Here is a 16,946-nt window from a genome sequence, read left to right as displayed (position 1 = left end):
CAAGAGCACGCTCATCGCCGCTTCACGGATGGAATTAGTGCCCCATGCTTGCGCAAACAAGTCTGGAATGCCCGACGTTTGGGCAATCCCGCTATGCAATTGCTGCATGGCAGCAATTCAGGCGGCAGCATCCTCGGCCTGGCGGCGGCGGAAGCTCATGATCTCTTCGGTCACGAAATCGCGGAAGGCCGCTACGCGCTTGGAGTGGCGCAGCTCCTCCGGGTAAGCCAGGAACACCGGCACCTCGGCGCTTTGCACGTCCGGCAAGACCCTGACAAGATTGGGGAAATCCTCGGTCAGGTAATCCGGCAGCACCCCGATCCCCAGGTGGTTCAGCACCGCCTGCAGCACGCCGAAGTAGTTGTTCACCGTCAGCGTCGACGGAATGTCATGCGTCATCAGCTCTGCCACCAAGAGCGCCCCCGCCGCGACCTGAGGCGTCCCGGCGTGCTGACTGATCAGTCGGTGGCTGGAAAAATCATCCATCGATTCCGGCACGCCATGCGAGGCGAGATACTCCGGCGTCGCGAACAGCTGCATCTTGATGTTCATCAGCCGCTTGCGGATCAGGTCGGCCTGGCTTGGCTCCTTCATCCGGATCGCCACGTCCGCCTCGCGCATCGGCAGGTCAAGCACGCGCTCTTCCAGCATCAGGTCGATCTTCAGCGCCGGGTACTTCTCGTAAAGCCGCGCCAGCCGCGGTGCCAGCCACAGCGTCCCAAACCCCGTGGTTGTCGTCACCCGCAGCTCGCCAAAGACCTCGTCCTCGCTGTCGCGGATCCGCGCCGCCGTCGCATCCAGCCGCCGCACCATCTGCTGGGTCGCATCGAATAGAAGCTCACCCTGTTCGGTCAGGATTAGCCCCCGCGCGTGACGGTGGAACAGTGTCACCGCCAGGCTTTCCTCCAGCGCCCGGATCTGCCGGCTGACCGCGGATTGCGACAGGTGCAGCACGTCCCCGGCATGGGTCAGGCTGCCCTTCTCTGCGACGGCGTGAAAGATTCTCAGCTTGTCCCAGTCCATCCGCTGCCCTTCCCTGTGTACCGCTTACCCTAGCACTTCCGCCCCTAGATAGGGATAGCGCATTGCATGTAAACCCCGGCTTGCCTTACCCCCTGCCCAATGCTTCGCCCTTTCGCCCTCCGCCGGACCGGCCTATGATTGCCGAAAAGGCGGCGGGCGCAGCGTCTGCGCCGCAGGCGGATAGGGGCAGGCATGGCAGTAGGCGTCTTCGATTCGGGCCTCGGTGGGCTAACTGTTCTTGATGCGTTGACAAAGCGCCTTCCTGATACCCCCTTCGTCTACTTCGGCGACAATGCCCATGCGCCTTACGGCGTCCGCACCGCCGATGACATCTTCGCGCTGACCTGTGCCGCCACCGAACGGCTTTGGGCCGAGGGCTGCGACCTGGTGATCCTCGCATGCAACACCGCCTCGGCCGCGGCCTTGAAGCGGATGCAGGAAACCTGGGTCCCCGCCGACAAGCGCGTCCTTGGCGTCTTTGTCCCGCTGATCGAGGCGCTGACCGAGCGCCAGTGGGGCGACAACTCCCCCCCGCGTGAGGTCGCGGTCAAGCACGTGGCCCTTTTCGCCACCCCCGCCACTGTCGCCTCCCGCGCCTTCCAGCGTGAGCTTGCCTTCCGCGCCATCGGCGTAGACGTCGAGGCGCAGCCCTGCGGCGGCGTGGTCGATGCCATCGAACAGGGCGACGAGATCCTGGCCGAGGCGCTGGTCCGCTCACACGTCGAGGCCTTAAAGCGCCGGATGCCGTCACCTGAGGCCGCGATCCTCGGCTGCACGCATTACCCCTTGATGGAAAAGGTCTTTCAGGACGCGCTGGGGCCGCAGGTCAAGGTCTATTCCCAAGCGAACCTTGTGGCTGAATCGCTTGCCGATTACCTGCAGCGCCGTCCGCAGTTCGCAGGCTCCGGCACCCAGTCGAAATTTCTGACCACGGGCGATCCGGCTTACGTCTCCAACAAGGCCACCCAGTTCCTGCGTCGGAAGATCACCTTCGAGGCTGCCTGATGCTCCCCCTGGCAGTGTGGCGCGCTGCCCGCCTTGCCGCGCTGGCCGCCCCGGACGGCTGGCTGAACCTCGTCGCCCGGATCGAGCTTTCCCCGGGTCGCCACCTCGTCGGCGCGGGGCAGGAGGTCCAGCTTCCTTCCGGGCCTGATCTCCTCGGCACGCTGGAGATCGGCCCCGAGGGCGCAGCTTTCGCCCTTCCCGATCAGGCCCCCCAGCCGTTCCAACCCGTGCCCGACGCCTTCCCGCAGCTGCGCGTTGATCCGTTCCTTCTGGAAATCCACACCGTTGATGGAGTCCCTGCGCTCCGCGTCCGCGACCTGACGCTGGCACCGACAGTCACCCTCCGCAGTTTCCCCGAAAACCCCGACTGGACCCTTCGCGCGAAGTGGGAGAGCTTCGCCCCACAGACCGCTGAAGTTGCGATGAAAGACGGCTCCAAGGCCGCTGTGACGCTGACCCATCGCGCGACCTTTCGGCATCAGGGCAAGACCGTGACCCTTACGCCCACACACTGGAAATCCGGCAAGCCGATGTTCGTCTACCGCGATGCCACGGCGGGCGAAACCTACTCGGCCTGCCGGTTCCTGTTCGGCGAGGACCCGGCCGACACGGAAATCACCCTAGACTTCAACCGCGCGATCAGCCCGCCCTGTGCCTTCACCGATTTCGCCATCTGCCCCCTGCCGCCCCCTGGCAACATCCTGCCCTTCCGCATCGAGGCCGGTGAACTGGCCCCGTAGGTCGGGGTTCACCCCGACTCACTAGGCCGGCGCGTAGGGTGGGCGAAGCGCCCACCGCCCTCACCCCCGCATCGCGCCATAGGCAAAGCGATAGGCCAGCGCGACGCCCCCCGCGCCGCCGACGATATTGCCCAGTGTGACCCAGAAAAGATTGGCGAAAACCCCGGCCACCGACGCATCCGACCCCGCCCAAAGCCCCGCCGGGAACAGGAACATGTTCGCCACCGAATGCTCCAGCCCCAGCGTGACGAAGGCCGCCACCGGCCAGAGCACCCCCAGAATCTTGTCCGTCGCCGTCCGCGCCGCGAAACTCAGCCAGACTGCCAGGCAGACCAGCGCATTGCACAAGGCCCCCCGGACAAAGGCCTCCAGCGGCGGCATGCTCGCCTTGGTCGTCGCCGCCTTGGCCGCGACCTCGCCCATCGGCCCGTCGAGGAGCCCGCTCAGCCCGAAAGCCACCGCCAGCCCGACCGCGCCGATCAGGTTGCCCAGGTAGACGATCCCCCAGTTCCGCATCAGCGCCCCAAGGGTAATCCGCCGGTCCACCGCCGCCATCACCATCAAAGCGTTCCCGGTGAACAGCTCCGCGCCTCCGACCACGACCAGGATCAGCCCCAGCGCAAAGACCATCCCGCCCAGCACCCGTTGCGGCCCGAAGCCCGGGTACGCGCCGACCATCGCCATGCACCAGAAGGCCGAGCCAAACCCGATGAAGGCCCCCGCCAGCATCGCGAGCGTCGCCATCCGGTGCAGCGGCAGGGCGGCTTTGGCGACCCCCGCCGTCTCGATCAGCGCGGCTATCTCGGCGGGCTTGTAGGCGTCATGATCCCCGGGCATCGCGGCCTCCCCTTTGCCCGCAGCATAGCCCTTTGCGGCCCCGGCCAAAGCAAAAAGGCACGTCTTGCGACGTGCCTTTCCGATGGTTTACAGATCCCTAACGTCCACGACCAAGTCCTTGATAACGCAAGGATCGCGGCGTTTGTCCACCGTGGACAGGTCAGTCCTTGGCGCGCTCGACGTAAGAGTCGTCGTCCGTGTTGATCACGATCCGTGTGCCCGGCCCGATATGCGGCGGCACCATCACCCGCAGTCCATTGTCGGTCATCGCGGGCTTGTACGAGGACGAGGCAGTCTGCCCCTTGGTGACCGGCTCGGTCTCGACGATCTCGACGGTGATCTTCTGCGGGACTTCCAGGGCAATCGGGATCCCGTCGAAGGTCTTGACGTAGCACTTCATCCCTTCCTGGAGGTAGGGCTTGTTCGCCCCCATCACGTCCTCGGTCACGACGACCTGTTCGTAGGTGGTCGGCTCCATGAAGTGGAAGCCCTCGCCGTCCTCGTAGAGGAAATCATACTCCCGCTCGTCGACGGTGGCCTTCTCGACCATCTCGGTCGTCCGCCAGCGTTCCGAGACCTTCACCCCATCCGAGATCCGGCGCATGTCGACGCTGGTGGTGGGGGTGCCCTTGCCGGGGTGGAAGTTCGAGGCGGTCAGCACGACGTAGAGCTTGCCGTCCATCTCGACGACGTTGCCCTTGCGGAGCGAGGAGGCGATGACTTTCAAAGGTCGGGTCCTTGTTATATCGGGGGCGCGGTCCCTCTGGACCCGCATCTGCCCGCGCCCGTAACCCATCCCGACCGGAATTTCCAGATGAATCCCTCGTCTCCCTGGTGGAGCCCCTCCCGCCACGCCGACCGCCGCCCGATCCTGCTGACCCGCAACCGCATCCAGGCGGCGATCCGGGGGTGGCTGGCATCGGAGGAGTTCACCGAGGTCGACCCCGCGGCGCTGGCGATTTCCCCTGGGAACGAGGCGCACCTCCACGGCTTCGCGACCGAGGCGATCGGGAACGACGGGGAGGGGCGGCGGATGTACCTCCACACCTCACCCGAGTTCGCGATGAAGAAGCTCCTCGCAGCGGGTGAGACGCGGATCCACGCCTTCTCCCACGTCTGGCGGAACCGGGAGCGGGGAGCGCTGCACTCCCCCGAGTTCACGATGCTGGAGTGGTACCGGGTGGGGGAGGGGTATGAGGTCCTGATGGCGGACGTGATGTCCTTCCTGCGGGTCGCCGCGCGGGAGGCGGGGGCTGAAGTGCTGCGGTTCCGGGACCGGACCTGCGATCCGTTTCTGGAACCTGAGAGGGTCTCGGTGGCCGAGGCCTTCCTGGTCCATGCCGGGATGGATCTGATGGCCTCGATCCGGCGGGACGGCACGACGAATGCGGTGGTCCTGGGGGCGGAGCTGGACCGGATCGGGGTGCGACGGGCCGCGGATGATACCTGGTCGGACATGCTGAGCCGGGTTCTGTCCGAGAAGGTGGAGCCGAAGCTGGGCATGGGTCGGGTGACGATCCTGGATCGGTATCCGTCGGCCGAGGCGGCGCTGGCGCGGCGGGTGCCGGGGGACGCCCGCGTCGCGGAGCGGTTCGAGGTCTACGCTTGCGGGGTGGAGCTGGCGAACGGGTTTGGGGAGCTGACCGATCCGGCCGAGCAGCGGCGGCGGTTCGAGGCGGAGATGGCGGAGAAGGCGCGGGTCTATGGGGAGGAGTATCCTCTGGATGAGGATTTCCTGGCGGCGCTGGAGGGGATGCCCCCGGCGGCGGGGATTGCGATGGGGTTTGATCGGGTGGTCATGCTCGCGACGGGCGCGCCCCGGATCGACGACGTCATGTGGACGCCCGTGCCGTGAGTTTGTCCACGGTGGACAATTTCTGATTTTTTATGTGAATCAGATAGATAGTCGCGGACGTTTACCGCTCGTAAAGGATGTTTTGCGGTGCCCCCCCACCCCCGGCCCCTCCCCACAGAGGGGGAGGGGAGGCGCCTGGCTTTGGCCTTGGAGCGTTGCCTTGGACGGCAGCGCCTGGCTTCTGACCGCAGCTGCCTCCGGCGGGAGTATTTGCAACATGGGCAAGCAGCTGGCCGGAATTGTGCCGGTGACATTCGCTGGTCTTGCATTGGGGGCGCTGGCGGCGCAAAGAGGGCGCGTTTCGTTGCAGGAGGCGCGTCATGACCCATCGCATCGCCATTCTCGGGGCCTCGGGCTATACGGGGGCGGAGTTGGTCCGCCTGATCGCAACGCATCCGTCGATGCGCATCGTGGCCCTGTCGGCGGACCGCAAGGCGGGGATGTCGATGGCGGAGGTGTTTCCGTTCCTGCGGCATCTGGATCTGCCACGGCTCACGAAGATCGACGAGATCGATTTTGCCAGCGTGGACCTGTGCTTCTGTGCGCTGCCGCATGCGACGACGCAGGAGGTGATCGCGAAGCTGCCTAAGTCACTGCGGATCGTGGACCTGTCGGCGGACTTCCGGCTGCGCGACCCGGCGGAATACGAGAAGTGGTACGGCCAGCCCCATGCGGCGGTGGAGATCCAGACGGAGGCGGTCTACGGGCTGACCGAGTTCTACCGGGATGAGATCGTCAAGGCGCGGCTGGTGGCGGGGACTGGCTGCAACGCCGCGACGGGGCAGTTCGCGCTGCGGCCTTTGATCGCGGCGGGCTGCATTGATCTGGACGACATCCTGATCGACCTGAAGGCCGGGGTCTCGGGCGCGGGGCGGTCGCTGAAGGAGAACCTGCTTCACGCGGAATTGTCCGGGGGCACGCATACCTATTCGGCGGGCGGCAAGCACCGGCATCTGGGCGAGTTCGACCAGGAGTTTTCCAAGATCGCCGGGCGGCCGGTGCGGGTGCAGTTCACGCCGCACCTTCTGCCGATGAACCGGGGGATCCTTGCGACGGTCTACGTGAAGGGCGACGCGAAGGTCGTGCACCAGACGCTTGAAAAGGCTTACGAAAACGAGCCTTTCCTGCAGGTTCTGCCCTTCGGGTCGCTGCCGTCCACCCGCGACATCGCCGGGTCGAACTTCTGCCACCTCGGGGTGATCGGCGACCGGGTTGCGGGGCGCGCGGTGGTGGTTTCGGTGCTGGACAACCTGACCAAGGGGTCCTCCGGCCAGGCGATCCAGAATGCGAACCTGATGCTGGGGCTGCCCGAGACGGAAGGGCTGATGCTGGCGCCGGTTTTCCCGTAACGCTCGTCGTGCGCCTGCGGCTGCTCCTCGCACGTCAGCGACGAGTGACGAAGTCATCGAGGAGCGGGGGTTGACGCCGCTCAAGGCGTGCCCACCTTGGGCGTGGCAGTTGAGCCGGACGGCAGAGGATGGGAGCGATGAGCGCGAAGACCGAATTCCGGGGGCTGAAGGGCCTGAAGAAGCAGCGGCGCATCCAGATCATTTCCTTGGCTGCGGCTGCCCTGGTGGCGATGTTCGGGGTGATCTACTTCTTTGTCCCGTCGGATGCGATGAACTTCTTTCGCAGCCCGACCGAGGTGGTGACTTCTCCGCCCCCGGCAGACGAGACATTCCGCATTGGCGGTTTGGTCGTCGAAGGGTCCATCGTGCGCGGGGAAGGCACCGAGGTCGCCTTCTCGGTCACCGATACCAATGCGACGGTGCCGGTCCGCTATAACGGCATTCTGCCGGACCTTTTCGCCGAGGGGCAGGGAATGGTCGCTTTGGGCAGGATGGAGGGTGACACCTTCATGGCGACCGAGGTGCTGGCCAAGCATGACGAGACCTACATGCCGAAGGAAGTCGTCGACGCGCTGAAGGAACAGGGAGTCTACGTCGACCCCAATGCCAAGCCGGAAAGCTGAGCGCAGGCCGCGACCGAGCGCTGGTGCAGGGCGGCGTTAACGGCGCTTTGCGAGGCTTTCCCCGCTGCAACGGGGGTGTGCCATGCCGGATGTGCGTCAGATTGCCGAAGAGATCGTGGGCCGCGAGGGCGGCTTTGTGAACGACCCGGATGATCCGGGTGGGGCGACCAATCACGGGGTGACCATCGGGACCTTGCGGCGGTTGGGGATCGACGTGAACCGCGACAGCCGGATCGACGTCAAGGATGTGAAGGCCTTGACCCGCAAGCAGGCGGTCGAGATCTACCTGAAGCATTACTACGAAGGCCCGGGGATCGCGGCCTTACCCGAGGTGATCCAGGCCAGCGTCTTCGACATGTATGTCAACGCGGGCGGCAATTCGGTGAAGATCCTGCAACGGCTCTTGACCGACATGGGCTATCCTTGCGACCCCGACGGGGCCATCGGGCCGCAGACGATCCGCGCGGCGCAGATGGCCTACGAGGCGGCGCCGTCGCATCTGGCGGATGCCTACGGGATCGCGCGGCGGAACTATTACTACGCCATCGCGGACAACCGGCCGGCGAGCCGAAAGTTCGCCCGGCGCAGGGACGGCGGCAAGGGCGGCTGGATCGTGCGGGCGGAGGAGTTCATTTCTCCGAAGTACCACCTGACCGAGGCGCAGCATCGGGCGCGGGTCGCCAAATGGGGGTGATCGGGAAGCTGATCGGTGGCCCGGGGGCGGTGACGGCCCTCGGCGAGGCGGCGAAGGGGGTGGCAGAGGTCTTCGTGCCCTCGGCCACCAAGAAGATGGAGTATTCGGCCGAGGCGCAGATGGCGGCCCTGCGGCAGCTGGGCGAGGAGTATCAGCATCCGGCCTTAAGCTGGTTCGACCGGCTGGTGAACGGGTTGAACCGGCTGCCGCGGCCGTTTCTGGCCTTCGGGACCATCGGGCTGTTCGTCTATGCGATGATCGATCCGGAGGCGTTCGCGTTCCGGATGGTGGGGCTGAACGCGGTCCCCGAGCCCTTGTGGTGGCTTCTGGGTGCCATCGTCGCCTTCTACTTCGGCGCGCGGGAGACGCATTACTTCCGCAACCGGGCCGTGGTGTCGCCGTTTGCCGGACAGGCGGCGGTGCCCGAGGAGAATGCGGCGCTGGAGGAGTGGCGGCGGGGCTGATGCTTGACCTCTGATCGGGCCTCTGGCATGGCCAAGGGCATCAGAGGATGTGATCAAATGAACCTGTTCGCCGATATCCGTGAGCTTGTGGTGGCCGAGCTTGAGGCCCTGATGGCCCAAGGCGTGCTGCCCTCGGGGCTGGACCTGAGCGCCGTGGCGGTGGAGCCGCCGCGCGACCAGGGGCATGGCGAGATGGCGACGAACGCGGCGATGGTGCTGGCGAAACCGGCAGGGATGCAACCCCGCGCGATTGCCGATGCGCTGGCGGCCAAGCTGATGGAGGACCCGCGGGTGGCGGGGGCCGATGTGGCGGGGCCCGGGTTCCTGAACCTGCGGCTGGAGCCTGCGGCCTGGCAAGGGCTGGTGCGCGAGGTGCTGGTCAAGGGCATGGGTTATGGCCGGTCCTCGATGGGCGCGGGGCGCAAGGTCAACGTGGAGTTCGTGAGCGCAAACCCGACAGGGCCGATGCATGTGGCGCATGCTCGGGGGGCCGTGGTCGGCGATGCGCTGGCGGCGCTGCTGGACTTTGCCGGCTATGCGGTCACGCGGGAATATTACATCAACGACGGCGGGGGCCAGGTCGACGTGCTGGCCCGGTCCGCCTATGAGCGCTACCGCGAGGCGCACGGCCTGTCGCCCGAGATTGCCGAGGGGCTTTATCCGGGCGACTACCTGATCCCGGTGGGCGAGGCGCTGAAGGCGAAGTATGGCGACAGCCTCTTGGAAAAGGGCGAGCAATACTGGCTGGCCGAGGTACGGGTCTTTGCCACCGACATGATGATGGAAATGATCCGCGAGGATCTGGCGGCGCTTGGCGTCACGATGGATGTCTATTCGTCGGAAAAGGCGCTGTACGGGACGGGCCAGATCGAGGCAGCGATTGATCGGCTGCGCGGCCTTGGGCTGATCTACGAGGGCGTGCTGGAACCGCCGAAGGGCAAGGCCCCGGAAGATTGGGAGCCGCGCGAGCAGACGCTGTTCCGGTCGACCGACTTTGGCGATGACGTGGACCGGCCGGTGAAGAAGTCGGATGGGTCCTGGACCTACTTCGCGCCGGATATTGCCTATCATTTCAACAAGGTGCAGCGCGGCTTTGATGAGCTGATCAATATCTTCGGTGCCGACCATTCGGGCTATGTGAAGCGGCTGAAGGCGGTCGTCTCGGCCCTGTCGGAAAACCGCGTCTCGCTGGACATCAAGCTGATCCAGCTCGTGAAGCTTCTGAAGGGCGGGCAGATCGTCAAGATGTCGAAGCGCGCGGGCACCTTCGTCACCCTGCGCGACCTGATCGACGAGGTCGGGCCGGATGTCGTCCGCTTCGTCATGCTGACGCGGAAGAACGACGTGGCGCTGGACTTTGACTTTGACAAGGTGACGGAGCAGTCGAAGGACAACCCGGTCTTCTACGTGCAGTACGCGAACGCTCGGGTGAACTCGATCCTGCGGAAGGCGCGGGAGGCGGGGCTCAACGTGAGCGATGCCTCGCTTTCGCAGGCGCACCTTGCGCATCTGGGCCATGAGGCCGAACTTGAGGTCATCCGCAAGCTCGGCGAATGGCCGCGGCTGGTCGAAATCGCCGCCAAGGGGCACGAGCCGCACCGCGTGGCCTTCTACCTCTACGAACTCGCGTCCGACTTCCACGGGTTGTGGAACAAGGGCAATGATGACGACACCTTGCGGTTCATCCAAGGGGATACCGCAATTTCTGCGGCAAAAATCGCCCTTGCGCGGGCCGTGGGCGTTGTTATTTGCGCAGGCCTTGGTATCCTTGGCGTGACCCCGGTCGAGGAAATGCGCTGACAAACGGCGCCCGCCCGGGTTTGAGGCGTTATGAATGCAGGGGTGGATCAACCATCCCGCGGACAGGGGCAGCAGATGGCGGACGCGGACTACGACTTCGGCGGCGGCTTTACCCACGACAACACCACGCCTCGGCAGGGTGTGCGTGACCTGCAGGCTGCGGCCCGGGTCCAGCGCATGGTCAACATCGCGGGCGCGGTCACCTCTCTGGCCCTGGTGGTGGGCTTAGGCTTCTGGGGCTACAAGCTGGCGGTTCGCGATGTGAACGGCGTCCCGGTGATCCAGGCGATGGACGGCCCGATGCGGATTGCCCCGGCCGATCCCGGCGGAGAAGTCGCCGACCATCAGGGTCTGGCGGTGAATGATGTGGCCGAAGCCGGGGTGGCGACGCCGCCGCCCGAAAAGCTGGTGCTGGCACCGCGCCCGATGGAACTGGCTGAAGAAGATACCTCGGGACTGGGTGGGCCAGTGCTGCCCGGCCTGACTGAAGCCTCGGCCCCGACGGGTATGATGGCCACCGATGCCGATCTGGCACTGGCGGCGACCCCGCCCACCGAAAGCGCCGACCCGACGGAAGTCGCGATTGATGCCGCCCTGGCCGAGGCCCTGGGCGAGGTCCCCGTGGCAACCGAGCCGGATCCGACGGCAGAACTGCCCATCGAGCTGATCGAAGAACCGGTGCCGGAAGGCGCGATGCTGGTCTCGCTGCGGCCAAAGGCGCGTCCGGGCGCGCGGGCTGAAACCGTGGCCGCCCCGGCGGAGATGACCGCCCTGCCGCCCGCGAAAGAGATTGACCCCTCTGCGATCACCCCCGGGACGCGGCTGGTGCAGTTCGACACCTTCGACACCGCCGACGAGGCGCGCGCCGCCTGGGCAGTGCTGCAGGGCCGGTTCGGTGAGCTGATGGCCGAGAAGGCCATGGTGGTGCAGCCGGCCGAAAGTGGCGGTCGCACCTTCTATCGCCTGCGCGGCCACGGCTTTGACGGCGAGGACGACGCGCGCCGCTTCTGCTCCGCCATCGTTGCGCAGGGCGGGACCTGTATCCCGGTGCCGCACAAATGACGGTTGGCTCTGGCGCGATGATCTTCGGCTGCGCCGGTCCCCGGCTGCTGCCGGAAGAGCGCGCCTTCTACCGCGATGCCGACCCATTCGGCTTCATCCTGTTTGCCCGGAACGTGGAAGACCCCGACCAGCTGCGACGGTTGACCGGCGATCTTCGCGAGGCGGTGGGGCGCAATGCTCCGGTCCTGGTCGATCAGGAGGGCGGCCGGGTGCAGCGCATGCGTGCGCCGCATTGGCGGGAGTGGACGCCGCCCCTGGATACGGTGGACGGGGCCGGGTCGGTTGAGGCGGCCGAGCGGATCATGCGCCTGCGCGCGACCGTGATCGCGGCGGAACTGGCCGAGGTCGGGATCGACGCGGACTGCATCCCGACGCTGGATGTGGTGCGCCCCGAGACGCACCCGTTCTTGATGAACCGCTGCTATGGCCGCGACCCCGGCACCGTCGCGCGGATCGGGCGGGCGGTGGCCGAGGGTTTGATGGCCGGGGGCGTGCTGCCGGTGATGAAGCACATGCCGGGGCATGGGCTGTCCCATGTCGACACGCACCACGATCTGCCACGGGTGGACGTGCCGCTGGAGGACCTGCAGGCCATTGATTTCGCGCCGTTCCGCGCGCTGGCCGACCTGCCGATGGCGATGACCGCGCACCTGGTCTTTGCGGCGCTGGACCCTGACCGGCCCGCGACGCAGTCGCCCACGATGATCCGGGCAATCCGCGAAAATATCGGGTTCAAGGGCCTGCTCATGTCCGACGACCTGAACATGCAGGCCCTGGCCGGGACTCTGGGCGACCGCACGGCGCGGACGATTGCGGCGGGGGTGGACATCGCGCTGCACTGCAAGGGCGACATGGCCGAGATGGTCGAGGTTGCGGGGGCGGCGGGAACCATGGGGCCTGCCACGCTGGCCCGGGCCGAGGCGGCGCTGGCCGCGCGGCCGGTGGCGCGTCTGGACATGAAGGCGGCGCTGGCCGAGCTGGCCGATGGCTGAGGAAGACTGGGACCAGCCCGAGCGGATCGCGCCCGAGGACCGGCTGGCCGCCGAGGCGCTGATCGTCGATGTCGACGGGTTCGAGGGGCCGCTGGACCTTTTGCTGACGCTGTCGCGCACGCAAAAGGTGGATTTGCGGAAGATTTCCGTTCTGAAGCTGGCCGAGCAGTATCTGGGCTTTGTCGAACGGGCCCGCAGCCTGCGGATCGAGCTTGCGGCGGACTACCTGGTGATGGCGGCCTGGCTCGCCTTTCTGAAGTCGCGGCTGCTGCTCCCTCCGGAGCCCGGGGACGAGGGGCCTTCAGCCGAGGACCTGGCGGCGCATCTGGCCTTCCAGCTGGAACGGCTGCAGGCGATGCGCGATGCGGCGGCGCGGTTGATGGGGCGCGACCAGTTGGGGCGGGATTTCTTTGCCCGTGGTGTGCCCGAGGACCTGACGCATCAGAAAAAGGTCAAGTGGACGGCGACGCTGTTGGACCTGATGCGCGCCTATGCGCAGATCCGCACGAAGGACGAGTTCCGGCCTTTCGTGCTGGACCGCGAGCATGTCTATACGATGGAGCAGGCGCTGGACCGGATGCGCGGGCTGATCGGCTATGCGGGCGACTGGGCGACGCTGGTGAGCTTCCTGCCCGAGGGCTGGGACGCGAGCCCGATGGCGCGGCGGTCCTCGCTGGCAGCGCATTTCGCGGCTGTGCTGGAACTGGCAAAGCGCGGGCAGGTGGTCTTGCGGCAGGGTGAGACCTTTGCGCCGATCGAGTTGCGGCTGAAGGACGGATGATGGCGACCGAGGACGCAACCGAAGAAAGCCTGTTCGACGCCCCGCCGATGGGCGAGCAGGAGCGGATGGTCGAGGCGATCCTGTTTGCCTCGGCCGAGCCCGTGACGCTGGCCGAGCTGCAGGCCCGGATGCCGCATGGCGCGGACCCGGCCGAGGCCTTGGTGCATTTGCGCAAGCGGTATGAGGGGCGGGGGGTGAACCTCGTCAAGGTGGGGGATGCCTATGCGTTCCGAACCGCGCCGGACCTGGGGTTCCTGATGCGGCGCGAGACGGTGGAGGTGCGGAAACTGTCGCGCGCGGCGATCGAGACGCTGGCGATCGTGGCCTACCACCAGCCGGTGACGCGGGCGGAAATCGAGGAGATCCGGGGCGTTGCGGTCAGCCGGGGAACGGTGGACCAGCTGTTGGAGCTGGACTGGATCAGGCTCGGCCGCCGCCGGATGACGCCGGGGCGACCGGTGACTTTCGTGGTGACGGAAACCTTCCTGGACCATTTCGGGCTTGAGTCTGCCCGCGACCTGCCGGGGCTTAAGGAATTGCGGGCGGCAGGGCTGCTCGATAACCGGCCCGCCCCGGGGCAGGCCCTGTCGAGCGACGACGAGGACGAGGCCACGGCGGGACAAAGCGAGCTTTTCGAGGACTGAGAGGCTCTGGAATTGGCGGCGAGCGGCCCCATATCAAGCGGGCGGTGAGGCGGAGGTTGAGATGGATCTGAACGGTCTGCTGAGGATGCTGACACGGATGTTCATGGGTAAGGCGATCAACGCCGGGATCGACTATGCCGCGCGTCGGGGCAAGCCCGAGGCGGAAATGACGCCGGAGGAACGCGAACAGGCCCAGAAGGGGCGCGAGATGGCGGCGCGCGCCAAGGAAATCCAGAAGGTCACTCGCCGGCTTTGGCGCTGAGGCCGCAGGGCTGGCCCAGGCCCAGCGAGGCAAGAGTCTGCGACAGCGGTTCAGGCAGGGCCAGGCCGCGCTGGATGTAAAGACCCGAGGCGAGTCGGTCATCCAACCGCGTCATCCAGGTGACTGACAGGAAGGGTGCGGGCGGCTGGCGGGAATGGTAGGCGTCCACCGAACCCAGATCTCCGGCAACCAGTGCCTGCAAGCCATATGACACGGCTTCGACCTCGGCCCGGGTTGCCCGCCAGCGCATCGGCTTCGGCGCCGGCATTCCCACCCCGGTCACCTGGACCAGGCTGATCCAGCCGTCGGACACCGCGAAGGTGCAGGACACCACATGGTCGGGCGAGGCATCGGGCCAGACCTCGAAGGTCAGGCGGTTGGCACAGGCGGGCAGGGCGGCCAAGGCGGTCGCGATGCCCCACACCAGACCCTGCAGACGTGACTGCCCCATCGGCGGCCCCTCTGGTCCTGGGGGAAGCCTAGCACGAATTGGCCGTCAGGCCGACCGGAATTGCTTGGCGAGTTTCAGCCCCTGGCCCTGATAGTTCGAGGCGATGCCCGCGCCGTACAACGTATCGGGCCGTTCCGACATGCGTTCATAGACGAGGCGGCCCACCACCTGCCCGTGCTCCAGCACAAAGGGTGCCTCGTGGCAGCGCACTTCCAGCACCCCGCGCGAGCCCGCCCCGCCCGCCGCGGCATGGCCGAAGCCGGGGTCGAAGAAGCCCGCGTAGTGCACGCGGAATTCACCGACCATGGCCAGGAAAGGGGCCATTTCGGCGGCATAATCGGGGGGGATCGTCACCGCCTCGCGGCTGACAAGGATGTAGAAGGCACCGGGGTCGAGGATGATCCGACCGTCAGTGGTGTGGAGTTCCTCCCAGAAGTCGCGGGCCGGGTAGTGGCCGATCTTGTCCAGATCGACGACCCCGGTATGCGGCTTGGCGCGGTAACCGACCAGCGTGCCCATGGCGGGTTTCAGGTCGACCGAAAAGCCCAGACCTTCGGAAATCATCGCCTCGCCCGAGACCAGCGGCTCGACGGCGTGAAGCGCGGTCAGCTCGGCATCGGTCAGGACCGCCTGACCCTGCCGGAAGCGGATCTGGTTCAGTCGCTGGCCTTCGCGGACCAGCACCGAAAAACTGCGCGGGCAGACCTCGGCATAAAGCGGGCCGGCATAGCCGTCGGGAATCCGGTCGAATTCCGTCCCGCCATCGGTGATCGTCCGGGTCAGAAGGTCCAGGCGGCCCGAAGAGCTCTTGGCATTGGCGACGGCACGGACGCCCGGGGGCAAGGCGACGCGTTCGGCCAGGGGAATCACGTAGACGCAGTTCTTTTCCAGGACCGCACCTTCGGCGAGGTTGACCTGGTGCATGGTGAATTCGGCCAGCCTCTCTTGCACGCTGCGGCCATGGCCGGCCAGGAACGAGGCACGGACCCGGTAGGCAACGGGGCCAAGCCGCAAGTCGAGACTGGCGGGCTGGATCTGGTCGTCGCGGATGTCAGGCGTTCCGGCAAGCGCGCCTTTGGCGATCAGCTGGCGCAGTCCTTGGGCGGGCAGCACTCCGGATGTCATGGCGTCCCCCCGTGGGCCAGATATGAAACCGCCCGCACTGCCGGGTGGCAGGCGGGCGGGTTTTCGATGGTCGGGCCGGAGAGATTCGAACTCTCGACCTCCCGCCCCCCAGACGGACGCGCTAACCAGGCTGCGCTACGGCCCGACACGGGGCGATACATACTGGTATTCCGGGCCGGTGCAAGCGGGAAAGCGCATGACGGACTTAGTCGCCGATGCCTTCGGCGCGGGCGGCAAGCCGGGCGCGGTGGCGGCGCAGGCGCGCGGCAATGCCCGCGAGTTCCGGCCGGTGCGCCTGTAGCGAGCCGTGCGGCAATCCCCTGATCAGGCTGGCAAAAGTCGCGTCGTCACGCAGGGTGGGTTTCCGCGGGGCGGCTGCCGTGGCAAGGGCGGGCGGCGCGTCGAACAGGGGCAGCCCGGCCTGGGCGGGCGCAACCGGGGCAGGCGACGCGACCGGAGGTGCTGGCCGGGTGTCGGGCATGCTGGCCGCTTCGACTGGCGCGACCGGTTCACGGTCGTCCATGGCAGGCGCAGTGCCGGTTTCGGCAACCGTCAACTCGTCCAGGGAAACGCTGTCATCGGTCAGCCCGGCCACCTGCCGCACACCGTGGTCGCGCAGGATCTTCTGCACACCCCGGATCGTCAGGCCCTCATCATGCAACAGCCGCTTGATGCCGGTCAGCAGCGCCACATCCGAAGGGCGATAGTACCGCCGCCCGCCCGCGCGCTTGACCGGCTTGATCTGCGGAAACCGGCTTTCCCAGAACCGCAACACATGCGCAGGCGTGTCGAGATGTTCGGCAACCTCGCTGATGGTGCGAAAGGCGTCCGGCGATTTGTCCACCCGCTAGACCCCTTTCAGCGCTTCTTTCCGGCCGCCACGCGGTCCTTCATCAGGTGCGAGGGGCGGAAGGTCAGGACGCGGCGGGGGGAGATCGGAACCTCTTCGCCAGTCTTCGGGTTGCGGCCGACGCGGGCGGTCTTGGACCGGACCGAGAAGGTGCCGAAGGACGAGATCTTCACCGTCTCACCGGAGGCCAGCGCATCCGACATGTGCTGCAGGACCGCCTCGACCAGATTGGCGGATTCGTTACGGCTGAGCCCCACTTCGCGAAAGACGGCTTCGCTGAGGTCCATCCGGGTCAGTGTCTTCTCGCTCATCTCGTCCCCCCATTGAGCTTGTTCGGACAAGCTTGTTGTCGGGGGAGATTGGGCCGGATGGATTTACGAGTCAATATC

20 protein-coding genes and 1 tRNA gene are annotated in these 16,946 nt (G+C 66.6%); 13 read left to right on the top strand and 8 right to left on the bottom strand.

Features of this window, described 5'->3' with window-relative positions; translation table 11 throughout:
- Positions 1–117: 117 nt before the first annotated feature.
- Complete coding sequence (locus tag AC2EAL_RS17455; protein WP_484725509.1) at positions 118–1,023, bottom strand: LysR family transcriptional regulator; 906 nt, start codon at positions 1,021–1,023, stop codon at positions 118–120.
- A gap of 192 nt (positions 1,024–1,215) precedes the next feature.
- Here AC2EAL_RS17455 and murI point away from each other — a divergent pair, with 192 nt between their 5' ends.
- Positions 1,216–2,028, top strand: a complete 813-nt coding sequence (gene murI / locus AC2EAL_RS17450) for a glutamate racemase (RefSeq protein WP_484725508.1) — start codon at positions 1,216–1,218, stop codon at positions 2,026–2,028.
- Positions 2,028–2,768 (top strand): DUF1684 domain-containing protein, encoded by a 741-nt coding sequence (locus AC2EAL_RS17445; RefSeq protein WP_484725507.1) that lies wholly within the window; start codon positions 2,028–2,030, stop codon positions 2,766–2,768. The genes murI and AC2EAL_RS17445 overlap by 1 nt, the downstream gene beginning before the upstream one ends.
- Positions 2,769–2,828: 60 nt before the next feature.
- Here the strand turns inward: AC2EAL_RS17445 and AC2EAL_RS17440 are convergent, their stop codons facing one another.
- Both AC2EAL_RS17440 and efp read right to left on the bottom strand, forming a co-directional pair.
- Positions 2,829–3,605, bottom strand: coding sequence for a formate/nitrite transporter family protein (locus AC2EAL_RS17440; protein WP_484725506.1), 777 nt, complete (start codon positions 3,603–3,605; stop codon positions 2,829–2,831).
- Positions 3,606–3,765: 160 nt separating this feature from the next.
- Positions 3,766–4,332, bottom strand: coding sequence for an elongation factor P (gene efp, locus AC2EAL_RS17435; protein WP_137112144.1), 567 nt, complete (start codon positions 4,330–4,332; stop codon positions 3,766–3,768).
- Positions 4,333–4,419: 87 nt separating this feature from the next.
- On the opposite strand from efp, the gene epmA reads away from it, so the two are divergent.
- The 11 genes from epmA (at position 4,420) to AC2EAL_RS17380 (ending at position 14,131) form a co-directional block, all read left to right on the top strand.
- Positions 4,420–5,460, top strand: coding sequence for an EF-P lysine aminoacylase EpmA (epmA, locus tag AC2EAL_RS17430; RefSeq protein ID WP_484725505.1), 1,041 nt, complete (start codon positions 4,420–4,422; stop codon positions 5,458–5,460).
- Between the two features lie 320 nt (positions 5,461–5,780).
- Positions 5,781–6,809: an N-acetyl-gamma-glutamyl-phosphate reductase gene (gene argC, locus AC2EAL_RS17425; RefSeq protein WP_484725504.1), complete on the top strand. Its 1,029-nt coding sequence runs from the start codon at positions 5,781–5,783 to the stop codon at positions 6,807–6,809.
- 164 nt (positions 6,810–6,973) lie between these two features.
- Positions 6,974–7,432, top strand: a complete 459-nt coding sequence (ccmE, locus tag AC2EAL_RS17420) for a cytochrome c maturation protein CcmE (RefSeq protein WP_484725801.1) — start codon at positions 6,974–6,976, stop codon at positions 7,430–7,432.
- Positions 7,433–7,514: 82 nt separating this feature from the next.
- Entirely contained in the window at positions 7,515–8,126 is a 612-nt protein-coding gene (locus tag AC2EAL_RS17415; protein ID WP_484725503.1) for a holin-associated N-acetylmuramidase, read from the top strand.
- A complete protein-coding gene (locus AC2EAL_RS17410) occupies positions 8,117–8,590 on the top strand; it encodes a holin family protein (protein ID WP_484725502.1) in 474 nt (157 codons plus the stop codon). Before AC2EAL_RS17415 ends, AC2EAL_RS17410 begins: the two co-directional genes overlap by 10 nt.
- A gap of 57 nt (positions 8,591–8,647) precedes the next feature.
- Entirely contained in the window at positions 8,648–10,390 is a 1,743-nt protein-coding gene (gene argS / locus AC2EAL_RS17405; protein ID WP_484725501.1) for an arginine--tRNA ligase, read from the top strand.
- A gap of 75 nt (positions 10,391–10,465) precedes the next feature.
- Positions 10,466–11,452: an SPOR domain-containing protein gene (locus AC2EAL_RS17400; RefSeq protein WP_484725500.1), complete on the top strand. Its 987-nt coding sequence runs from the start codon at positions 10,466–10,468 to the stop codon at positions 11,450–11,452.
- On the top strand, positions 11,449–12,444 hold the full coding sequence (locus AC2EAL_RS17395) for a glycoside hydrolase family 3 N-terminal domain-containing protein (protein WP_484725499.1): 996 nt from the start codon (positions 11,449–11,451) through the stop codon (positions 12,442–12,444). Before AC2EAL_RS17400 ends, AC2EAL_RS17395 begins: the two co-directional genes overlap by 4 nt.
- Complete coding sequence (locus tag AC2EAL_RS17390; protein WP_484725498.1) at positions 12,437–13,225, top strand: segregation and condensation protein A; 789 nt, start codon at positions 12,437–12,439, stop codon at positions 13,223–13,225. Before AC2EAL_RS17395 ends, AC2EAL_RS17390 begins: the two co-directional genes overlap by 8 nt.
- Entirely contained in the window at positions 13,225–13,869 is a 645-nt protein-coding gene (scpB, locus tag AC2EAL_RS17385) for an SMC-Scp complex subunit ScpB (RefSeq protein ID WP_484725497.1), read from the top strand. The genes AC2EAL_RS17390 and scpB overlap by 1 nt, the downstream gene beginning before the upstream one ends.
- 61 nt (positions 13,870–13,930) lie before the next feature.
- Positions 13,931–14,131, top strand: coding sequence for a hypothetical protein (locus AC2EAL_RS17380; protein WP_484725496.1), 201 nt, complete (start codon positions 13,931–13,933; stop codon positions 14,129–14,131).
- On the opposite strand, the gene AC2EAL_RS17375 is transcribed toward AC2EAL_RS17380, so the two are convergent.
- From AC2EAL_RS17375 to ihfA, 5 genes are all read right to left on the bottom strand, one after another.
- Positions 14,109–14,582 carry a hypothetical protein gene (locus tag AC2EAL_RS17375; RefSeq protein WP_484725495.1) on the bottom strand — a complete coding sequence of 158 codons (474 nt, stop codon included), beginning with the start codon at positions 14,580–14,582 and terminating at the stop codon, positions 14,109–14,111. The two genes, AC2EAL_RS17380 and AC2EAL_RS17375, sit on opposite strands and share 23 nt — an antisense overlap.
- Before the next feature lie 45 nt (positions 14,583–14,627).
- Entirely contained in the window at positions 14,628–15,707 is a 1,080-nt protein-coding gene (locus tag AC2EAL_RS17370) for a 2'-deoxycytidine 5'-triphosphate deaminase (protein ID WP_484725494.1), read from the bottom strand.
- Positions 15,708–15,774: 67 nt separating this feature from the next.
- Positions 15,775–15,852, bottom strand: a tRNA-Pro gene (locus AC2EAL_RS17365).
- 60 nt (positions 15,853–15,912) lie between these two features.
- Positions 15,913–16,551, bottom strand: a complete 639-nt coding sequence (locus tag AC2EAL_RS17360; RefSeq protein WP_484725493.1) for a MerR family transcriptional regulator — start codon at positions 16,549–16,551, stop codon at positions 15,913–15,915.
- A 14-nt stretch (positions 16,552–16,565) separates the two neighbouring features.
- The gene (gene ihfA, locus AC2EAL_RS17355) at positions 16,566–16,868 is read right to left on the bottom strand and encodes an integration host factor subunit alpha (protein WP_137112158.1); all 303 of its coding nucleotides are present in this window, start codon (positions 16,866–16,868) and stop codon (positions 16,566–16,568) included.
- Positions 16,869–16,946: the final 78 nt, after the last annotated feature.

It is taken from the genome of Tabrizicola sp. T74 (assembly GCF_057219935.1).
Note: the sequence above shows the minus strand (reverse complement) of the source record. Positions and strands in the feature narration are given on the sequence as shown.

Bases quoted from the DNA above. Each gene is read 5' to 3' on its own strand.
- AC2EAL_RS17400 (WP_484725500.1), top strand. From the start codon at position 10,466: ATGGCGGACGCGGACTACGACTTCGGCGGCGGCTTTACCCACGACAAC.
- ihfA (WP_137112158.1), bottom strand. From the start codon at position 16,868: ATGAGCGAGAAGACACTGACCCGGATGGACCTCAGCGAAGCCGTCTTT.
- argC (WP_484725504.1), top strand. From the start codon at position 5,781: ATGACCCATCGCATCGCCATTCTCGGGGCCTCGGGCTATACGGGGGCG.
- scpB (WP_484725497.1), top strand. From the start codon at position 13,225: ATGGCGACCGAGGACGCAACCGAAGAAAGCCTGTTCGACGCCCCGCCG.
- AC2EAL_RS17375 (WP_484725495.1), bottom strand. From the start codon at position 14,582: ATGGGGCAGTCACGTCTGCAGGGTCTGGTGTGGGGCATCGCGACCGCC.
- argS (WP_484725501.1), top strand. From the start codon at position 8,648: ATGAACCTGTTCGCCGATATCCGTGAGCTTGTGGTGGCCGAGCTTGAG.
- AC2EAL_RS17390 (WP_484725498.1), top strand. From the start codon at position 12,437: ATGGCTGAGGAAGACTGGGACCAGCCCGAGCGGATCGCGCCCGAGGAC.
- AC2EAL_RS17395 (WP_484725499.1), top strand. From the start codon at position 11,449: ATGACGGTTGGCTCTGGCGCGATGATCTTCGGCTGCGCCGGTCCCCGG.
- AC2EAL_RS17445 (WP_484725507.1), top strand. From the start codon at position 2,028: ATGCTCCCCCTGGCAGTGTGGCGCGCTGCCCGCCTTGCCGCGCTGGCC.
- AC2EAL_RS17455 (WP_484725509.1), bottom strand. From the start codon at position 1,023: ATGGACTGGGACAAGCTGAGAATCTTTCACGCCGTCGCAGAGAAGGGC.
- AC2EAL_RS17440 (WP_484725506.1), bottom strand. From the start codon at position 3,605: ATGCCCGGGGATCATGACGCCTACAAGCCCGCCGAGATAGCCGCGCTG.
- AC2EAL_RS17380 (WP_484725496.1), top strand. From the start codon at position 13,931: ATGGATCTGAACGGTCTGCTGAGGATGCTGACACGGATGTTCATGGGT.
- epmA (WP_484725505.1), top strand. From the start codon at position 4,420: ATGAATCCCTCGTCTCCCTGGTGGAGCCCCTCCCGCCACGCCGACCGC.
- AC2EAL_RS17410 (WP_484725502.1), top strand. From the start codon at position 8,117: ATGGGGGTGATCGGGAAGCTGATCGGTGGCCCGGGGGCGGTGACGGCC.
- AC2EAL_RS17370 (WP_484725494.1), bottom strand. From the start codon at position 15,707: ATGACATCCGGAGTGCTGCCCGCCCAAGGACTGCGCCAGCTGATCGCC.
- murI (WP_484725508.1), top strand. From the start codon at position 1,216: ATGGCAGTAGGCGTCTTCGATTCGGGCCTCGGTGGGCTAACTGTTCTT.
- AC2EAL_RS17415 (WP_484725503.1), top strand. From the start codon at position 7,515: ATGCCGGATGTGCGTCAGATTGCCGAAGAGATCGTGGGCCGCGAGGGC.